Raw genomic sequence first — 17,395 nt, 5'->3', positions numbered from 1 at the left:
TCAATTCCGGGTCCGCCGGTTCCAGATTCCGATTGGAGCTCGGTGCCGTCGACAGCGCACCGGCCCAGGCTCACAATTGCCGCTCTATCCCCGGCGTGGCGGCTGAGCCCTGTGAAGCAAAATAGGTGGTATCGATGCACCGTCGCTCTTTGGTGTGCGCCGGCGCGCTGATTGGAGTAGCCGGGCCCGGGTTGACCAAGAACCAGGGCGTCCGCCTCGGCGTGCCGGTGACGCCTGCCATCATGGCTCTACCCGAATCTGAGCGCAAGTTTCGATCGGAACTCGCGCGGCGCGGGCTGGTGGAGGGAAGCAACCTCACCGTCGTGTTTCAGATCCCCGATGAACGCGGGCGGTTCACCGCGGCAGCCCGGGAGTTGGTCGCTGCCGGCGTTGGCGTGATCGTTGCCATGGGGGGATCACTGAGCGCTCTGGCAGCAAAGCAGGCGACTTCAACCATTCCCATCGTGATGATGTCCGCTTCGGATCAGGTCGGGGACGGACTGGTGACCAGTCTTGCGCGGCCAGGGGGTAATGTGACGGGGAACTGCACCTTCGGCGTGGAGCTGGTTCTGAAACGCTTGCAGCTGCTCACGCAGGTCATGACTCGACCGAAGGCGATCGCCTATCTGCGTGGGTTCCCTGGTTTTTCGCCACGTTACGAGGACTACGAACAGCCCTGACCGACGCCGCGGACAAAGCGGGGTTCAGGATGGAAATCATCAGGCTGCGGGACCTGGCAGATATTGAGGATGCTTTCGACCAGATGCACCGGCATGGCGTGGATGGCGTCCTCCTGGACAATCCCTGGGGCAGGAGAAGAGGATCTCATCGCTGGCGCTGACCAATCGATTGCCGGCCATCGGCGACTTCAGCACCTTCCCTGTAGCCGGCTTGTTGATGAGCTATGGACCGGACTATGCGTACGTCATGGACCGCACGGCGCGCACGTTCTTCGGTTGAGGTGAGTTATCGCCGGCTCAATACTCGACAAGCGAGCCGGGACGCAGGCAAGGATTGCGATCGGCGTCTCTCGCACGGCGCATGACATCACGGCCGATCACGGTCTTGTGCACCTCGCTCGATCCCTCGCCGATCTGGTTCAGCTTGGCGTCGCGGAAGAAGCGCTGGAGCGGAAAGTCCTGGAGGTAGCCGCGCCCGCCGGTCAGTTGGAGCGCATCCGTGACCACCGCCATGCACAGGTCGGTGGCCTGGAGCTTCGCCATCGACGCGAAGATGGCCACATCGGCGTCCTTGGCGTCGTACTTCTCGGCGGCGAGCGCGACCAGCGCGCGTGTGGCCTCGATCTTCGTCACCATATCGGCCAGCATCCATTGCGGCCCTTGGTGCTCGCCGAGCGCCTTGCCGAAAAGCCTGCGATCCGACATGTAGGTGGCTGCGATTTCGACCGCACCGATCGCGCGGCCGAGCGCCATGGCGGCGTGGCCGATGCGAGCGCGCAGCAAGGCGTCCTGCGCGAGATCGAAGCCTTCGCCCTCGGCCCCGAGAAGGTGGCCGTGCGGCACCTCGACATCGCGGAATTCGAGTGACGAGATCGGAACGCCATACCAGCCCAGCTTTCCGACTTCGGGACTGATGGTGAACCCCGCGGCGTCGCGTGGCACAAGCACCGCGATGAACATCGACGGATCTTCCTCGGCGCGGCCGACCGTGACGAACCAGTCCGACGTCGTTCCGCGGGTGATGAACTTCTTGCGTCCATTGACCACGTACCGCCCGCCTTGGCGTCGGATGCGCGTCTGCAGGCCGCGTACGTCCGATCCGGCCTCGGGCTCCGTCAGCGCGAACGCCGCCTGCAACTCGCCGGTGCAAAGGCGTGGCAGCAGCCTGTCCTTCATCTCGGCGGCGGCGCCTGCGACGATGGCTCGGCTGGAAAGATCCGTTCCGGTGATGATCGACGCGGACGTGCTGCATACCCGTCCAAGCTCTTCGATGATGCGGATGCGCAGCACTTGTCGGGCGTCGCTGCCGCCGTACTCGCGCGGGAATGCGGTGCCGACGATGCCCTCGCGAGCCAGCAGGCGGAAGGTGTCCCACGCGAAGGTGTCGGTCTGCGCGACTTCCGCGGCCGAGGGGCCCAGGACCTCCGCAGTGAGGCCCCTGACGCGATCGACGACGGCCCGCTCCTCGCTGTTCAACTGGCGAAGAAAGTGGTCTCCGAAAAGGCGGGCAGGTGGTTGGGTTGGTTTCATGAGCGGGTCTCCTGGCTAGATGACTTTCTGCTCGCGCAGCAGCGCGAGTTCCTCGGGGCCGAGGCCGAAACGGCCGTAGATGGCTTCGTTGTGTTCGCCGGGCGAAGGCCCGGTGCGAGGGATGGCGGGTTCGTGTCCGGCGACGCGCGGCACGATGCACGGGCCAGGCACGGAGCCCAGCTCCGGATCGGCCATTCGCACGATCGCGCCCCGCTCGGCAAAGTGCGGATCGCTGCGTATGTCCTCGATCGAATAGACCTTGCTGAAAGGTATGCCGCCCGCTTCGAGCTTCCCGGCGATGTGGGCGTAGTCGTGCCCTGCGAACCAGCGGACCAGTGCGCCATCGAGCTCGTCCAGATTCTCGACACGCGCGGGGTTGGTCGCAAAGCGTGGATCGCTGGCCCAGCCGGCAAGACCGACCGCGTCGCAGGTGCGGGCGAAGATGGCGTTCGACGACGCGACCAGCGACAGCCATACGCCATCGCGGCTGCGATACATGTTGGACGGCGCCGTGTAGCTCGCGCGGTTCCCAGAGGGTCCGCGTACAAAGTCCATCTGCTCGTGCTCCACCGGCAGTGGGTCGAGCAGTCTGAACAGCGCTTCGGTGGCCGCGAGGTCGACCTCGGTGCCGGGTGCCTCCGGGTCGCCGCGCAGTCGGGCGACTTCCATCGCGATGGCAAATGCACAGAAGAGTCCGGCGATGTAGTCCCCGATCGGATAGTTGCTGTGAAGGGGAGGGCCCCCGGCTTCGCCCGTCAGATTGGTGAACCCGCTCATGGCTTCGAAGATCCGCGCAAAGCCGGGGCGCTCCTTGTACGGACCCGTCTGCCCGAAGCCTGTGAGGCGGATGACGATCAGGCGCGGATTGGCACGGTGCAGCGTTTCCGTGTCCAGGCCCCAGCGGGCCATCGTGCCGGTGCGGAAGTTCTCCACCAGCACATCAAACTCAGGCAGCATGGACAGCAGGATCTCGCGCCCCTTGGGCTTGCGCACATCCAGCGTGATGCCCTGCTTGCCGCGGTTGGCGACCTTCCACCAGAGCGGCACCCCGTTCTTCACGGGCTGCAGGCCGCGCAGCGCGTCGCTGCCGTCCGGCAGCTCCAGCTTGACGACCTCTGCGCCATGGTCCGCACACAGCGTGGCGCCGACCGGTGCGGCGAGAACGGTGGCCATGTCGAGGATGCGTACGCCATGCAGCGCACCTTGGGGCTTGGGGGTCGAGGGCATGGAGTCTTCCTTGGAGCTTGCGTGATGTGTGAGGCATGGTTTGTGGCAGATGAATCCCACTGCGGCAACGTCTGTTTCGATACGCGAAACTGCGAGCCGATTTCATTGACGTGAGCGACGTGGAGCACGGAACATGAATGAACGCAACACCGCACGACGCACCATGAGCGCCATCGCACTCCCCGGCCTCGTCGATCCGCACGACCTCGCGGATGACCGGCAGTTCTCGATGAACCTCGCCAGAGGCATGGAGGTGCTGCGTGCGTTCACGGCCGACACCCCGGTGCTCGGCAACCGCGACATCTCCGACCGCACCGGGCTGCCGAAGGCCACGGTGTCGAGGCTGACCTACACGCTGACCCTGCTGGGCTACCTCTCGCGCGACATCGCGCTGCAAAAATACCGGCTCGGCCCCGGCGTGCTCTCGCTCGGACATCCGCTGCTCGCGAGCATGCAGGTGCGCCAACTCGCCAAGCCGATGATGGAAACGCTTGCGCGCAAGACCGGCTGCACCGTGAACCTCGGCATCCGCGACCGTGCGAGCGTGGTGTACGTCGACTCGGTGCGGGCCGACAGGGCCAATTCGCATCTGCCGGACATCGGCACCACGCGCCCGTTGCTGGCGAGCTCGATTGGCCGGGCGCTGATCCTCGCGTCACCGCCCGGGGAGCGCACCGCGATCGTCAACTACCTCAAGGTCCACGACCCCGAGCAGTTCGCCGCGCACCGCGAGGCCTTCGAGCACAACCGCAAGCTCTTCGCGAGCGAGGGCTACTGCGTGGCGCTGGGCGAGTGGCGCGAGGAGATCCATGCGGTCGCCATGCCCATCGGCCATCGGCACGGAGATCCCGCGCTCGCGATGAACTGCTCGCTGTATTCGCACCGCGCGGCCGAAGACAAGCTGGTTCGCGTGGTCGTGCCACTGCTCAAGGATGCGGTGCGGCAGCTCGAAGAGGCGATGCATATCCGGTAGGCCCACGAATCCGACACCAAAGAATGGAGACTCCATGACATCGTTCCGACCTTCTCTCGTCGCGCTCGGCGGCATCGCATGCCTTGCCGCTGCGGGACCTGCCGCTGCGCAAGGCACCTATCCCGACAAGCCCATCCGCATCATCGTTCCCTTCCCGGCAGGCGGGGTCGTGGATGGCGTCGCACGCATCGTGGGGCAGGGGCTCTCATCGAAGTACGGCCAGCCGGTGATCGTCGAGAACAAGCCCGGCGCTGGTGGTGCGCTGGGCACCGGCATTGTTGCGAAGGCACCGGCCGATGGCTACACGCTGCTCATGGTGTCGCCGAGCCATGCGGTCGCGCCGTCGCTGCAGAAGGGCATCACGTGGGACCCCGTCCGGGACTTCCGGGGCGTGGCGGGATTCGGCGTGATCCCGAATGTGATCGTGGTCCACCCCAGCGTGCCGGCGAAGACGATGAAGGATTTCATCCAGCTGGCGCGCAACAGCAAGGACCCGATGACGTACGCGAGTTCTGGCATCGGCACGTCGTCGCACCTCACCGGCGAACTTCTCGCGCAGTCCGCGAAGATCGAACTCGCGCATGTGCCCTACAAGGGCCAGCCCGACGCGACCAGCGACCTGTTGAGCGGGCGCGTGAGCATGATGCCGATGTCGACATCACTCGCGCTGCCATACATCACGGCGGGCAAGCTGGTGGCGCTCGGCGTCACGACCGCACGGCCTTCAACGTTGCTGCCGCAGGCGCCTCCGATCGCCGACGCGGCTGGTCTTCCCGGGTTCGACGTCGGCACCTGGCTCGCGATGCTGGCACCGGCGAAGGTGCCGGACGCTGTCCTGAAGAAGCTCTCGGACGATGTGGCGGAGGTACTGGCCAGACCCGACGTGAAGCCGCGGGTCGAAGCGCTGGGGCTCGAGGGCGGCTTCAAGACGGGGCCGCAGGTCGATACGCTCGTCAAGGAGGAAGTGGCGCGCTGGAGCCGCGTCGTCAAGCAGGCGGGTATCCGCGCGGAGTAGCAGCAGCGCGCGGAACGATGATGCAGGCGTAGACGACCATCTCCACGCGCATTCCCGGCGCGACGAGTGCGCGCACCGCGACGCTGGACGGTCGACCGCATCGATCGCCTGCATGTCGCGTTCATCCGTACTAGATCAGGACTTGCGCCACATGGCTCATCCTGCCGCCGGCGGCGCTCAGCGAGCGCTCGATGTTCTGCAGGGTGAGGCGAGTCTGTTGCTCCACCGGACCGGTATCGATGGAGCGATCGCCGCGCACCGGCCGTGACCTGTGCGCCCCGGTTCCTCCCGGCCCTCAGGCGGCGTCGAGAGCCTACGGTCGCATCGCTTCGAACGTCGCTGATGGGTCACTGAATCCATCCAGCGCGTCCTTCTTGACCAACAGTCCTTCGACAACCAATTTTTCCATCGCTCGTGTGGCCTGTAGAGGACTCACCTTGGCGGCCCTGGCCACGATGAACCCGTCTGCAGGGCCCTTCGAATTGCGAAGCGCGCTGAGTACCGCGTCTCGGCTACTGATGCCGAATGTACCTTTGGATGTCACCTGTCTCTCCTCTTCTTTGCTTTCGTCCAACGCGTTGCTTGCGCCAACGCGACCCAACCAGATTCCTGTGAGTGCGGCTGCGTACGGTGGCAGGCAGACAGCGGGCTCTTCGACGGGTCCACAGGGTCGCTTCAAGTACCAAGAGTGGTCGACTTCACCCGGCGCTCGAATTCTCTCGAATGGACTCGGTGCAAGCCATTGGCAAACCGTCGCACCACATGGATGCCTTATGACAAGGACTTCCGCCTCGAGAGCGTGGTGGTCGCTGGAGAACCATTCGGGCAGTGCCGCCATGAAGCCTTGACCCTCATCGGCCCCGAAGAATTGAAGATTGGAGATGCAAAGCGCCGGAGCGCCGGCGACAGCGGCTTCGAACCAGGAGTAGTGAACGCGAGCCTGTAGCCCGGAAGAGGTGTACCAGCGAGCGCCGCCGCCGACGCCTCGCACCCTCGTTTCGAACTCCCGGAGCCAGAAGAAGAACTGGCTCAACTCGTCTCTCACCCGCAACCCTGCACTCATGATGGCCAAATCGTAAAAGCGTTGAACCTCCAAGTCGCGAAATGAGAGTGCAATCCGAGGCCATTTGGCCTCACCTGCTGCGTCGCAGCAACAATTCCGGCTACTGCAGAGTTGAAAGAAAACGGTGCGATAACTTTTCTTGAGAGGGCCACGACAGGTAGGCGCGCGCGGCCGCGTGATCTGCCGAGGCGCGAAGAACCCGCGTGTCGCGCAACTTTAGGCACGGGACAGAAGCTCGCGAGGGCATGGGGAGAGGGCTGCACCAATGCCTGTTATGTGGCGGCTCGCGCGAGTCCGTTTCACAGCCCTGGCTGGAAGAGCTATCCCGTTTGTCCAGCATCAATGGTCACTCGCCCAATATGATTTCTGCCTGCCCCGGCTTTCGTGTGACTCATCAATGACCCAACTTTCATGGGCTGACCTTTTTACGGACGCGTCTCATCTGGACTTTCAGCGCTTGCTCGACCTGTGGCCCAAGACCGTGTCGGGCCCTCTCGTCCCCATCGGCGCCTCGGCATTTGGAGACCTTTTTTTCCTTAGGCCTCATGGCAATGTCGAGAAACTGGACGTCCTGGTCGGTGGCGTTCACTATGCCGCCTCCAGCTTCGACGAGTTCAAGAGCCTGATGAACTCCAGATACTGGCGGGATATGAATTTGCTAACCGGCGGCGTTCGTTTGGCGCAAAGCAAAGGGCACTCGAGGAAGCCGTCCCAGTTCTTCGGCTTTGCTGCACATCCATCGTCTTCGGAGCGAATTGATTGGACTTCAGCCAAGCCGATGGATGCTGTTGCCTGGCATGCCGTTTGTGCGAAGAAGCTTGACAGCTCCTCGCAGTAGGCGACGAGTCCCGACCAGGAGCGAACTGTGGGCGCCCGCCTGTTTCTATGCCCCGCGTCCACTTTGTCACGACACAAGATGGCCTCAGGGAGGCAAACTGACGCCATGGTCAGGACGCTCTTTCTCCTCTTCGCGGTTCTCTTGCCAGTTGGACTGGTCTTCGCATTCGGCGCATGGGTACTTCTCGCGCTGTTCGGGGTGGCGGCCGCAACCCTGCTGTTGTCGACCCGCAAGGCACGCGGAGCCGAGGCAACGCAGGGCGGCATGCTGACCGGGTACTACACCACCATGACAGGGGACCTTTAGGCCTCGGCGAGCTGGTCTGGATGCAGCCTTTGGCGCCTTTCATGGCCATGACGGCTTCACTCGCGCAGGCCTTCCCGAAGGTTCCAACGCCGCTCAGTGCATCTGCTTGAGCACCCGGAGGAACGCACTAGCAGCCGGCGAGAGCGTTCGTTCCCGCCGATAGTGGACACCGATCACGCGCTCGACAGTCGGTCGCATGAGCCGTTGCGTCACCAGCTTCGTCTCGTGCGCCACGATCGACGGCGGCACCACGACCACGCCGAGCCCGTTCGCCGCCAGCGCCACCGCTGTTGCGAGCAGCGAGACTTCATGCGCGATCTTGAGCTCGACGCCAACCTCCCGCGCAGCTGCCTCGATGCGCCCCCGGATGCCGTAGCCCGAGCGAACAGTCACCAGCGGAAGCGCGCTTAGCTGTTTCCATGTCATCGGCACGCCGCCCGGAAACGCGGCCGACGGGAGTGCTGCCGCAACCAGGGGCTCGCGAATGAGCACTTCCTCGCGAAGTCCTGAGGCCGTTCCCTCCAGCGTCCCCACACCGAAGTCCACCTGGCTCGACTCGATCGCGTTGACGAATTCCGCGGGCCCGACTTCCTCGATCTCCAGGCTCACGCCAGGATGCTCATCGAGGAACTTGCGCATTGCGGGGGGAAGCATCGCCTGCGCTACCGCCGCCGTGGCCACCACGCGGACCCGGCCGGCATGGAGCCCGGCCAGTTCGCTCATCGAGGTCGACAGTCCTTCCATTTCCGCCAACGCCCGCTGGGCATAGCCGATGGCGCGTGTGGCGGCATCGGTGCGATGGAGTGCCCGTGTGTGACGATCGAACAGGCTCACGCCCAGCCGCGTCTCGAACTCGCGCAGCAGCATGGTGACCGCCGGCTGCGTGAGCGACAACTCTTGCGCCGCGGCGGAGATGCTGCCTGTGTGATAGACGGCCACGAAGGCGCGCAGCTGCCGGACGGAGGGGAGGGAGGATAAGAGTTGCTTATGAATCGCCATAGAAGGATTCATTTTCCAGGAACAGACCCTTGGACTCTAATCAAAGACATCCTTGCTGAATACCAATCTGCAGGCCGGCATCGATCGCCGGACTGCGCAGGAGACTTTATTGATGAACAGACGCAAAGCAATCATCCGGCTGGCAGGAACCGTCGCGGCGGCGACGGGTGCGGCCAGCGTATGGGCCCAGGGCGACAAGCCGATCACGCTCGTCGTGCCCTACGCACCGGGTGGCACCACTGACCTGCTCGGGCGCATCCTGGCGAAGGAAATGGCGCCTCTCCTGGGCACCGCGATCATCGTGGACAACAAACCGGGCGCCGGCAGTGGTGTGGGTGCAGCGTATGCCGCGCACGCGCCCGCTGACGGCCGCACGCTACTCGTGGCGACGAGCACCACGCTGGCGATCAATCCGTGGCTCTACAAGCGCCTGGGCTACGACCCGATCAAGGATTTCGCGCCCATCGGGATGATCGGTTCGGTGCCGCTGGTCGCCGTGGTGAATGCATCGGTGCCGGTGAAATCGATCGGCGAGCTCATCGCGCTGTCGAAGGCTCAGCCCGGCAAGCTGAGCTACGGATCGGCCGGAAGCGGCAGCCCGCAGCATCTCGCCGTCGAGATGTTCAAGTCCGCCACGGGCGCCGATCTGACCCACGTGCCGTATCGCGGCAGCGCGCTCGCGATGACCGACCTGCTCGGTGGGCAGATCCAGTTGATGTTCAGCGACATTCCACCGGCGCTTGCGCATGTGCGCGGCGGCCGCCTGCGCGCGTTGGGCGTCACGTCTTCGAAGCGCCAGCAGGCAATGTCCGACGTGCCGACGATTGCAGAGTCCGGCGCGGCCGGCACCAAGGACTTCCAGGCCGTCGCATGGCAAAGCCTCGTGGCCCCTGCCGGAACGCCTCCGGAGCTGATTGCGAAGTACTCGTCTGCACTCGAGAAAGTCATGAAGCAGCCGGAGATCCAGGCGCGCCTGGCTTCCGAAGGCGTCGAGGCGGCCACGCTCGCCCCGCATCAGCTTGCCGCCTATGTGAAGTCCGAGACCACACGCTGGGGCGCCGTCGTCAAGGCATCCGGCGCCACGATGGACTAAAGCACCGCCAGAAATCTGTCGATCTCCGCCTGTGTGCCGATGCTGATGCGAACCCAGTCGGCCAGGCCGTAAGCCGCCACGGGGCGCACGATCAGCCCGTGCTTTTCGAGCCGGCCTGCGAATGCCGCCCCGCCACCCACATCCGCGAGGACGAAGTTGGTGTGCGACTCGATGCATCGATGGCCCTTCGCGCGCAGCCCGCTCGTGAGCGCGGTCCGTCCCTGGTTGGTCATCGCCACGGTTCGCTCGAGGAATTCGCCGTCCCCAAGTGCCGCGATCGCGGCGATCTGCGCGGCTTCGGAGATGGTGAACGGTGATCGAACCCTGCGCATCACGTCCGCGAGGCCCGATTGAGCGATTCCATATCCGATCCGCAATCCCGCGAGGCCGTACGCCTTGGAGAAGGTCCGCGTGACCACGAGATTGGCATGCTGGCGCACCCACGCCACCGAATCGCCACGCAGGTCGGCAGGCATGAACTCGAAGTACGCCTCGTCCAGCAGCACGACGACATGCGCAGGCACGCGTTCCAGAAATGCCTCGAGCGAATCCGGATCGACCACGGTGCCGGTGGGATTGCCGGGGTTGGCGATGTAGACAAGCGCTGTCGATGGATCGATCGAGTCTGCGAGGCGGTTCAGGTCGACGTGGAAATCAGGCGACGGCACCACGGTCGAACTCGCCCCCAACTTCTGCGCGGCATTCACGAAGGCCTGGAAGGAATACTGCGCATACGCTGTCGTGCGCCCGGGCTGCAGCAGCGTCGAGACCAGGTTGCTGAGGACGCTTTCGGAACCGGCACCCACCACGATCCAGTCGCTGGGGACATCATGGAACTCGGCAATCGCATCGGAAAGCGCGGCGCAGTCACTATCGGGATAGCGCGAGAGATCGATCGCTGCGTTCGACAGTGCCGCCAACGCCTTCGGGCTCGCTCCCAGCGGGTTCTCGTTCGATGCGAGCTTGACGATGCGATCCTCCGCGATTCCCGAGCGCGCCGCGACCGCGGAGATCGGGAGACCTGGAACGTAAGGCTTGAGCGCAGCCACGTGCGCGGGATAGGAGATCAGTGAATTCATCGTCCAATGTTCTTCCAGATGGATGTGCGTGGCTAGCGCACATCGCGCTTCACGATCACCTTTGGCGATCAGAGACCACCACTTAGCATTGCGTCATGCGACTGCAACAACTTCGCGATCTTCTGGCCGTGGTGTCCCACGGCGGCTACCGGGCTGCGGCACGCGCGCTCGACGTTTCGCAGGCCGGATTGACCAAGAGCCTCGCGAAGCTGGAAGAAGAACACGAGATCGTGCTGATCGAGCGCACCTCGCAAGGCATCGCATTGACCGCGGCGGGTGAGGAGTTCGTTTCCTACGCGCGCGCGGTCCTGCAGGAGGCAGACCGCGCGGAAGCGTGGCTCAACCGCGCGCGGCGGCCGGCGCCCAAGCAGGTCAAGGTGGGTGCTTCGGTCGAGCCTTCGCTCAGGCTCGTGCCTTCCGTGCTGAAGGACTTCCGCAATGCCTTTCCGAAAACGACGATCCACCTGACCCAGCGCTCGTCGAACGAGCTCGTCGCGGCCGTGCTCGACAACCGCCTGGATTTCGCGGTGATGAGGCTCCCGCAGGACCTGATGTCGGATGACCTGCACATTCAGCCGCTCTACTCGACCAGTGCGGCCATCTTGGCGCGGCGTGGGCATCCCTTGAGCCACGCCACCAGCGTCAGTGAGCTGGTCGATTCGCACTGGATCGTCGTGGGTGACCCTTCCCGGCCTGGGCATCAGGACGAAAGCATTCAGGAACTCTTCCTCCAGCACCACCTGGGTCGCCCCCGGTTCGCGGCTGTTTCCGATTCCGTGTTCGGCGCGATTTCGATGCTGATCGAGTCGGATTGCGTCGCCCGCCTGCCCGCGCAGTTGCTCCGGCATCCGCTCACGCAGGGCAATCTGATCGAGATCGCGGTGCGTGAGCAGTCGAACCTCGCGTACCAGGTCGGCATCGTGTCGAAGGCCGCCCGACGGCTTAGCCCGGAGGCTGCGCAGCTCGTCGCGATGCTGCGCTCTTTCGCGCGGCTGACAGGCGTCTTCGATCAGGAAGGCGTCAGTCGGGCTTGAATCCCGAGTCCCGCACCACAGGCGCCCACTGCTGAAGCTCGGCGGCCTGCAGTCGGGTGAAGTCAGCCGAGTTGAGGTAGGCCGTCTGAAGGACCAGCTTGTTGAGCTTTTCCTTCACCTCGGGGTTGGCAATTGCCTTTGCCATCGCCTGATCGATCTGGTTGACCACGGCAGCCGGCGTCTTTGCAGGCATGAATGCGCCAAACCAGCCTTCGACCGGCGCCATCTTGATGCCCTGCTCGGCAAGCGTCGGAATATCGGGTGCCAGCGAATAGCGCTTGTCGCTGAAGATCCCGAGCACGCGTATCTTGCCGCCGCGCTGGTGCTCGATCTGGTCGACGAGTGCGTCGATCGCCACCGGCAGATGGCCTCCGATCAGATCGGTGACCAGGGGCGCCCCGCCCTTGAAGGCGATGTGCGTCCACTCGATGCCGGTCGTCTTGCCGAACTCCAGCCCGGCGAAGTGCGCCAGGCCGCCGGCACCCGAAGTCCCGTAGTTCGCATCCTTCGAGCCTTTCATCGCTGCGACGAGTTCGGGGGCCGTCTTGAACTTGCTCGTGGCGGGCACCGCGAGGCCCATCGGGAAGCTCGCGAGGCGCGACAGCGGAATGAAGTCATCCATCACCTTGTAGTCGAGCTGCCCTGCGTACACGAGCGACTGGATCGTGGTGAGCGCATTCGGTGCGATCAGGATCACGCTGCCGTCGGCGGGCGAGCGCTTGAGTTGCGAGGCGGCGATGCGGCCCCCGGCGCCCGGCCTGTTGTCGACGACCACCGTGGTCTTGAGCTGTTCCTGCAGGGGCTGCGCGATCAGCCGTGCCAGGGTGTCGGCACTGCCGCCGGGCGGGTAGGGGACTACGAGCTTGATCACCGGTGGCATCGTCTGCGCATGCGACGCGCCGGCCAGAGCGACGAGGGAGAGACCACAAGCAAGCAGAGTGCGCCGAGCGAAGTTGGGCATGAGAAATTTCGGTGAGTTGAATATTCGCGATGCTGTCTGCAAGCGGCGCAATTGCCTACCGGGCTTTTTGAATCGCGATTTCCTTTGGCGATCGATCGGGATTGTTTCGTTTGAATCAACACCGCATTCCTGGCAGCCGCCTTGGTTCGCGGTGCGCGGTGATTACAGTGACCGCATCAGATTGAGCACTGCAACCATGAACCACGAACACCGACACGCCGAGCATCGTCCCTATGCTTGCGCCGACAGCGCCGCCTCCTCGCCTGACGCCGAGGCGCATCTATCTTCCGACGAGGCCGGCGGCATGCACCAGGCGCCCCGGCACGACACGGCGTGGGACGACTGGAAATCGGTGCGCGATGTAGGTTGACCCGTCGTACCGACGACCGGGCGGCAGCACCTACTTCTGCGGCTGCCTGGGCAGGCTGGCGATGACGGTTGCCCAGCGCTTCGATTCGGCCTCGATGAAGGTCGCGAACGGCTTGGGACCCAGGTAGGCGGGTTCGGCCGAGAGGTTGAGGATCTGGGTCTGCACTTCGGGCTTCTCCAGCACGGTCTGGATGCCCTTCGCGAGCTTGTCGCTGACATCGGTCGGCACGCCCCTGGGCGCGAACAGGCCCATCCATGCAGGTGCGGCGTAGCCGGGGACGGCCTCGGAGATGCTTGGAATCTCCGGTGCGAGCTTCGAACGGTTCGGACTCGTAACGCCGAGCGCCTTCACGGTGCCTGCCTTGAGATGCCCCGCGACGGAGGTGAGGTCCACCATGGCAACGGGAACCTGTCCGCCGATGACATCCGTCACCGCCGGCGCGCTGCCACGGTACGGAACCGCGGGCAGCCTGGTCTTGGTGGTGCTCGCGAGCAGTTCGGCGGAAAGGTGATGCGCGGTGTACTGGCCCGCGTTGGCCATCGGCACTTCGGCCGCCTTCGCTGCGTTCAGCAGCGACTGCAGGTTGCCGTAGCCCGAGTTGGCACCCGAGACCAGCACCAAGGGAATATCCGCAAGCTTGGCCAACGGCTGAAGCTGCTTTGCCGGATTCAGCGGCGGCGCATCGGGCAGGTGAGGGCCGATCACGATCGCGCCCGTGGCACCCATGCCGATGGTGTAGCCGTCCGGCTTGGCATTCGCCACCAGGATCAGGCCGGTCGCGCCACCGGCGCCGGGCTTGTTGTCCACAACGACTGGCTGCCCAAGAACCTGCCCGAGTTCGCGCGCCACCACACGCGCGATGCCATCGGCCGATCCGCCGGCCGCGAAGGGCGCGACGATCGTCACCGGTTTGGAAGGGAAGCCCTGTGCGTACGCGCCGAGGGCCGCGGTGGTCAGGCTGATCGCACACAGAAGTTTTCGGGCAAAGGAAGGGCGCACGGTTGTCTCCGTTGATTGTTGGAATGGGGGAAGCGGTTCGAACGGTCAGAACGAAATGCCGGCGCGCCTGAGCATCGTGTCGAAGATGACGCGGTGGACTTCGCCCTTGCCGGCAACGCGCGTCTCGGGCACGGTGCGCAGGATGGACTCGGGGATGGCCCGGTTCGGTCCGCTGCCGGCGTCGGACGCGAGCTGGATCTCGCAGGCGCGCTGCAGCACCCACAGGCGATTGAACGTCGTCGGAATGTCGGGGCCGACCACCAGCAGGCCGTGGTTGCGCAGGATCAGGTGATTTCGCTTGCCGAGCGACTTCACGAGGCGGGGCTGCTCATCGAGGTTGGTCGTCACGCCTTCGTAGGCGTGGTAGGCCACGTCGCCGTACAGCATGGCGCTGTAGAAGTTGTCGTGCCGGAGTCCCGATTCTTTCGAAGCCACTGCGCAGCCCGCTGTCGTGTGGACATGCATGATGCAGTGCGCATCGTCGCGCGCCGAATGGATCGCGCTGTGGATGACGAAGCCTGCGCGATTCACCTGGCCGGTGCTTCCGGCGCGGGGCGTGCCATCCACGTCGATCTGCACGAGGTTGTCGGGCGTGACTTCGGCGTAGTGCAGGCCGAAGGGATTGATCAGGTACTCGGGCTTCTCGCCCTCCGGCGTGGGAACGCGGACCGTGATGTGGTTGAAGATGAGTTCCGTCCAGCCGAGCCAGTCGAACAACCGGTAGCAGGCGGCGAGGTCTTCCCGGATCTTTGCTTGTGATTCCATCGTGTTCTTTCGTGGTGACCGTGGCGGCCTAGCGCTTGAGTCCGCCGAGGCAGACGTACTTGGTGTCCATGTATTCGTCGAGGCCGTACTTCGAGCCCTCGCGCCCCATGCCGGACTGCTTGACGCCGCCGAACGGCGCCACGGCGGTGCTGATCAGGCCGGTGTTCACGCCCACCATGCCGGCCTCGATCGCATCTGCCACACGCCAGACGCGCGCGAGGTCGCGGGAGAAGAAGTAGGAGGCGAGGCCGAACTCGCTGCTGTTGGCAATGGCGATCGCATCTGCCTCGGTCTCGAAGCGGACCAGCGGCGCGACGGGGCCGAAGATTTCCTCGTTGACGACGCGAGCACTCGGAGCGACGTTCGTCAGGACGGTGGGCTCGTAGAAGGTACCGCCCAGCGCATGGCGGCGTCCGCCGATCGCTATTTTGGCGCCCGATTGAACGGCATCGACCACAAGCTCCTCCACCTTCGCGAGCGATGGCGGATCGATGAGCGGCCCTTGCTGCACGCCGGCATCCACGCCGTTGCCCACGCGAAGCCTGGAGACGGCGGCAGCCAGCATGTCGGCAAAGCGGTCGTAGACGCCCGATTGCACAAGGAAGCGGTTGGCGCACACACAGGTCTGGCCGCTATTGCGGTACCTCGATGCGATCGCGCCTTCCACAGCGGCTTCGAGATCCGCATCGTCGAAGACGATGAAGGGTGCGTTGCCGCCGAGTTCGAGCGACAGTCGCTTGAGCGTCGGCGCACATTGCGCAGCCAGCGTGCGGCCGACTTCGGTGGAACCGGTGAAGCTGAGCTTACGCACGAGCGGGCTGCTCGTCAGCGCGCCGCCGATCTCGCCCGCACTGCCGGTGATGACGCTGAACACGCCTGCGGGCACGCCCGCTCGCGCGGCCAGTTCCGCCAGCGCGAGCGCCGACAGCGGCGTCTGCGAAGCGGGCTTGACGATGATCGTGCAACCTGCCGCCAATGCTGGCGCGACCTTGCGGGTGATCATCGCGGCCGGAAAGTTCCATGGCGTGACGGCAGCGCACACGCCGACAGGCTCCTTCTTGACCACGATGTCGCGGTCCGTCCAGGGCGAAGGAATCAGGTCGCCATAGCTGCGGCGAGCTTCTTCCGCGAACCACTCGACGTAGGCGGCTGCGTAGGCGATCTCTCCCCTGGCTTCTGCGAGCGGCTTGCCTTGCTCGAGCGTCATGATCAGCGCGAGGTCATCCTGATGCTCGCTCATCAGGTCGAACCAGCGGCGCAGGATGCGGGCGCGGTGCTCGGCGGTTGTCATGCGCCAGGGCTTGAAGGCGCGGTCGGCGGCCTCGACGGCGCGTTGCGTTTCGGCGGCACCTGCCTTGGGGACCGTGCCCACTTCCTCGCCGGTGGCCGGGTTGCGCACGCTGATGGTGAGCCCGCTGTCTGCGTTGCACCACTCGCCGGCGATATACGCCGCCGAGCGCAGGAGGGAAGGGTCTTTGAGTTGAATCATCGGTAGGTTCCTCAGACAAAGCGGAATTGGAAGCGGCCGAGTTGACCGTAGTCCGCGTCGAAGACGTCACCCTTCTTTGCGGCCACTGGACGGGTGAACGAGCCGGCCAGCACGATCTCGCCGGCCTCCAGGCATTCGCCCCACGGAGCGAGCTTCATCGCGAGCCATGCCACGCCGATCGCGGGATCGCCTTGCACGCCAGCGGCAAGGCCAGTCTCTTCGACCGCGCCGTTCTGCCGCAGGATGGCGCCGCACCATGGCAAGTCCAGCTCACGGGGATGCATCTTGCGGCCGCCAATGACGATGCCGGCGTTGGCCGCGTTGTCGCTGATCGTGTCGAAGACTTTGCGCATCACGTTCGTGTGGCGGTCGAACTGCTCGATGCGCGAGTCGATGATCTCGATGGCCGGCGTCACGTACTCGGTCGCATCGATCACATCCTGCGTCGAGATCTGCGGGCCCTCCAGCTTCTTCTTGAGAACGAACGCGAGCTCGACCTCGACGCGCGGTGCGATGAAGCGCGACGTCGGAATGTCGCCCGGCTCGAACAGCATGTCGTCGAGCAGCGTGCCGTAGTCGGGCTCGGTGATCTGGCTTGCCTGCTGCATCGCGCGGGAAGTGAGTCCGATCTTGTGGCCGATGGTCTTGCGGCCTTCGGCCAGTTTCATCTGCACCCAGGCGCGGGAAACGGCATAGCCGTCCTCGATGGTCATTCCGGGGAAGCGCTTGGAGAAGTGCTCGATCTGCACGCGGCTCTTCTCGCTCTCTTGAAGCTCGCGCGCGAGTTGTGCGATCTGTTCAGTGGTGAAAGTCATGGGTCCGGATCTCAGAGGCGGGAGACAGCCTGGAAGCCCTCGGCGCTCGACGCCTGGGCCTTGGGGATGGCGCCGCCATCCTGCGGCGTGACGGGCAAGATCGCGTTGATCTGGCCCGTGCCCGAGGAGCCGAAGTAGGGCGTCACCACCTCCGCCTTG

The 17,395-nt window shown here is 64.8% G+C and carries 18 protein-coding genes and 2 pseudogenes; 8 read left to right on the top strand and 12 right to left on the bottom strand.

The window, feature by feature from the left end:
• The first annotated feature begins 191 nt into the window (after positions 1 to 191).
• On the top strand, positions 192 to 680 hold the full coding sequence (locus tag WKW77_RS32685; protein ID WP_340361055.1) for an ABC transporter substrate binding protein: 489 nt from the start codon (positions 192 to 194) through the stop codon (positions 678 to 680).
• A 297-nt stretch (positions 681 to 977) separates the two neighbouring features.
• Here the strand turns inward: WKW77_RS32685 and WKW77_RS32680 are convergent, their stop codons facing one another.
• Positions 978 to 2,210, bottom strand: coding sequence for an acyl-CoA dehydrogenase family protein (locus tag WKW77_RS32680; protein ID WP_340361054.1), 1,233 nt, complete (start codon positions 2,208 to 2,210; stop codon positions 978 to 980).
• A gap of 15 nt (positions 2,211 to 2,225) precedes the next feature.
• Positions 2,226 to 3,437, bottom strand: coding sequence for a CaiB/BaiF CoA transferase family protein (locus WKW77_RS32675; RefSeq protein ID WP_340361053.1), 1,212 nt, complete (start codon positions 3,435 to 3,437; stop codon positions 2,226 to 2,228).
• A 163-nt stretch (positions 3,438 to 3,600) separates the two neighbouring features.
• Between WKW77_RS32675 and WKW77_RS32670 the strand changes: the two genes are divergently transcribed.
• On the top strand, positions 3,601 to 4,410 hold the full coding sequence (locus WKW77_RS32670; protein ID WP_340361096.1) for an IclR family transcriptional regulator: 810 nt from the start codon (positions 3,601 to 3,603) through the stop codon (positions 4,408 to 4,410).
• A gap of 34 nt (positions 4,411 to 4,444) precedes the next feature.
• Positions 4,445 to 5,425: a Bug family tripartite tricarboxylate transporter substrate binding protein gene (locus tag WKW77_RS32665; protein ID WP_340361052.1), complete on the top strand. Its 981-nt coding sequence runs from the start codon at positions 4,445 to 4,447 to the stop codon at positions 5,423 to 5,425.
• Positions 5,426 to 5,555: 130 nt separating this feature from the next.
• On the opposite strand, the gene WKW77_RS32660 is transcribed toward WKW77_RS32665, so the two are convergent.
• Both WKW77_RS32660 and WKW77_RS32655 read right to left on the bottom strand, forming a co-directional pair.
• A complete protein-coding gene (locus WKW77_RS32660; protein ID WP_340361051.1) occupies positions 5,556 to 5,651 on the bottom strand; it encodes a RidA family protein in 96 nt (31 codons plus the stop codon).
• A gap of 87 nt (positions 5,652 to 5,738) precedes the next feature.
• Positions 5,739 to 6,521, bottom strand: coding sequence for a hypothetical protein (locus tag WKW77_RS32655; RefSeq protein WP_340361050.1), 783 nt, complete (start codon positions 6,519 to 6,521; stop codon positions 5,739 to 5,741).
• A gap of 364 nt (positions 6,522 to 6,885) precedes the next feature.
• Here WKW77_RS32655 and WKW77_RS32650 point away from each other — a divergent pair, with 364 nt between their 5' ends.
• Positions 6,886 to 7,326 (top strand): hypothetical protein, encoded by a 441-nt coding sequence (locus WKW77_RS32650; protein WP_340361049.1) that lies wholly within the window; start codon positions 6,886 to 6,888, stop codon positions 7,324 to 7,326.
• 105 nt (positions 7,327 to 7,431) lie between these two features.
• Positions 7,432 to 7,632, top strand: coding sequence for a hypothetical protein (locus WKW77_RS32645; protein ID WP_340361048.1), 201 nt, complete (start codon positions 7,432 to 7,434; stop codon positions 7,630 to 7,632).
• A gap of 93 nt (positions 7,633 to 7,725) precedes the next feature.
• On the opposite strand, the gene WKW77_RS32640 is transcribed toward WKW77_RS32645, so the two are convergent.
• Positions 7,726 to 8,631, bottom strand: a complete 906-nt coding sequence (locus WKW77_RS32640; protein WP_340361047.1) for a LysR family transcriptional regulator — start codon at positions 8,629 to 8,631, stop codon at positions 7,726 to 7,728.
• Positions 8,632 to 8,743: 112 nt separating this feature from the next.
• Between WKW77_RS32640 and WKW77_RS32635 the strand changes: the two genes are divergently transcribed.
• Positions 8,744 to 9,724: a Bug family tripartite tricarboxylate transporter substrate binding protein gene (locus WKW77_RS32635; protein ID WP_340361046.1), complete on the top strand. Its 981-nt coding sequence runs from the start codon at positions 8,744 to 8,746 to the stop codon at positions 9,722 to 9,724.
• Here the strand turns inward: WKW77_RS32635 and hisC are convergent.
• Entirely contained in the window at positions 9,721 to 10,803 is a 1,083-nt protein-coding gene (hisC, locus tag WKW77_RS32630) for a histidinol-phosphate transaminase (protein ID WP_340361045.1), read from the bottom strand. The two genes, WKW77_RS32635 and hisC, sit on opposite strands and share 4 nt — an antisense overlap.
• A gap of 95 nt (positions 10,804 to 10,898) precedes the next feature.
• On the opposite strand from hisC, the gene WKW77_RS32625 reads away from it, so the two are divergent.
• Complete coding sequence (locus WKW77_RS32625) at positions 10,899 to 11,837, top strand: LysR family transcriptional regulator (protein WP_340361044.1); 939 nt, start codon at positions 10,899 to 10,901, stop codon at positions 11,835 to 11,837.
• Here WKW77_RS32625 and WKW77_RS32620 read toward each other — a convergent pair.
• Positions 11,824 to 12,798, bottom strand: a complete 975-nt coding sequence (locus WKW77_RS32620) for a Bug family tripartite tricarboxylate transporter substrate binding protein (protein WP_340361043.1) — start codon at positions 12,796 to 12,798, stop codon at positions 11,824 to 11,826. The two genes, WKW77_RS32625 and WKW77_RS32620, sit on opposite strands and share 14 nt — an antisense overlap.
• Between WKW77_RS32620 and WKW77_RS32615 the strand changes: the two genes are divergently transcribed.
• Positions 12,797 to 13,168 carry a hypothetical protein gene (locus WKW77_RS32615; RefSeq protein WP_340361042.1) on the top strand — a complete coding sequence of 124 codons (372 nt, stop codon included), beginning with the start codon at positions 12,797 to 12,799 and terminating at the stop codon, positions 13,166 to 13,168. The genes WKW77_RS32620 and WKW77_RS32615 overlap by 2 nt on opposite strands.
• Positions 13,169 to 13,198: 30 nt before the next feature.
• On the opposite strand, the gene WKW77_RS32610 is transcribed toward WKW77_RS32615, so the two are convergent.
• The 5 genes and pseudogenes from WKW77_RS32610 to WKW77_RS32590 form a co-directional block, all read right to left on the bottom strand.
• Complete coding sequence (locus tag WKW77_RS32610) at positions 13,199 to 14,167, bottom strand: Bug family tripartite tricarboxylate transporter substrate binding protein (protein ID WP_340361041.1); 969 nt, start codon at positions 14,165 to 14,167, stop codon at positions 13,199 to 13,201.
• 45 nt (positions 14,168 to 14,212) lie between these two features.
• Positions 14,213 to 14,935: pseudogene (locus tag WKW77_RS32605) on the bottom strand (class II aldolase/adducin family protein); the annotation flags it as partial.
• A gap of 25 nt (positions 14,936 to 14,960) precedes the next feature.
• Positions 14,961 to 16,421 (bottom strand): NAD-dependent succinate-semialdehyde dehydrogenase, encoded by a 1,461-nt coding sequence (locus WKW77_RS32600; RefSeq protein ID WP_340361040.1) that lies wholly within the window; start codon positions 16,419 to 16,421, stop codon positions 14,961 to 14,963.
• Between the two features lie 11 nt (positions 16,422 to 16,432).
• Entirely contained in the window at positions 16,433 to 17,236 is an 804-nt protein-coding gene (gene hpaH, locus WKW77_RS32595; RefSeq protein WP_340361039.1) for a 2-oxo-hept-4-ene-1,7-dioate hydratase, read from the bottom strand.
• A gap of 11 nt (positions 17,237 to 17,247) precedes the next feature.
• Positions 17,248 to 17,395 (bottom strand): annotated as a pseudogene (locus WKW77_RS32590) (3,4-dihydroxyphenylacetate 2,3-dioxygenase); the annotation flags it as partial.

Source organism: Variovorax ureilyticus, from assembly GCF_037889935.1.
In the GTDB taxonomy this organism is placed as follows: domain Bacteria; phylum Pseudomonadota; class Gammaproteobacteria; order Burkholderiales; family Burkholderiaceae_C; genus Variovorax; species Variovorax ureilyticus.
The sequence above is the reverse complement of the archived record's forward strand: the minus strand, read 5'-3'. Positions and strand labels throughout refer to the sequence as shown.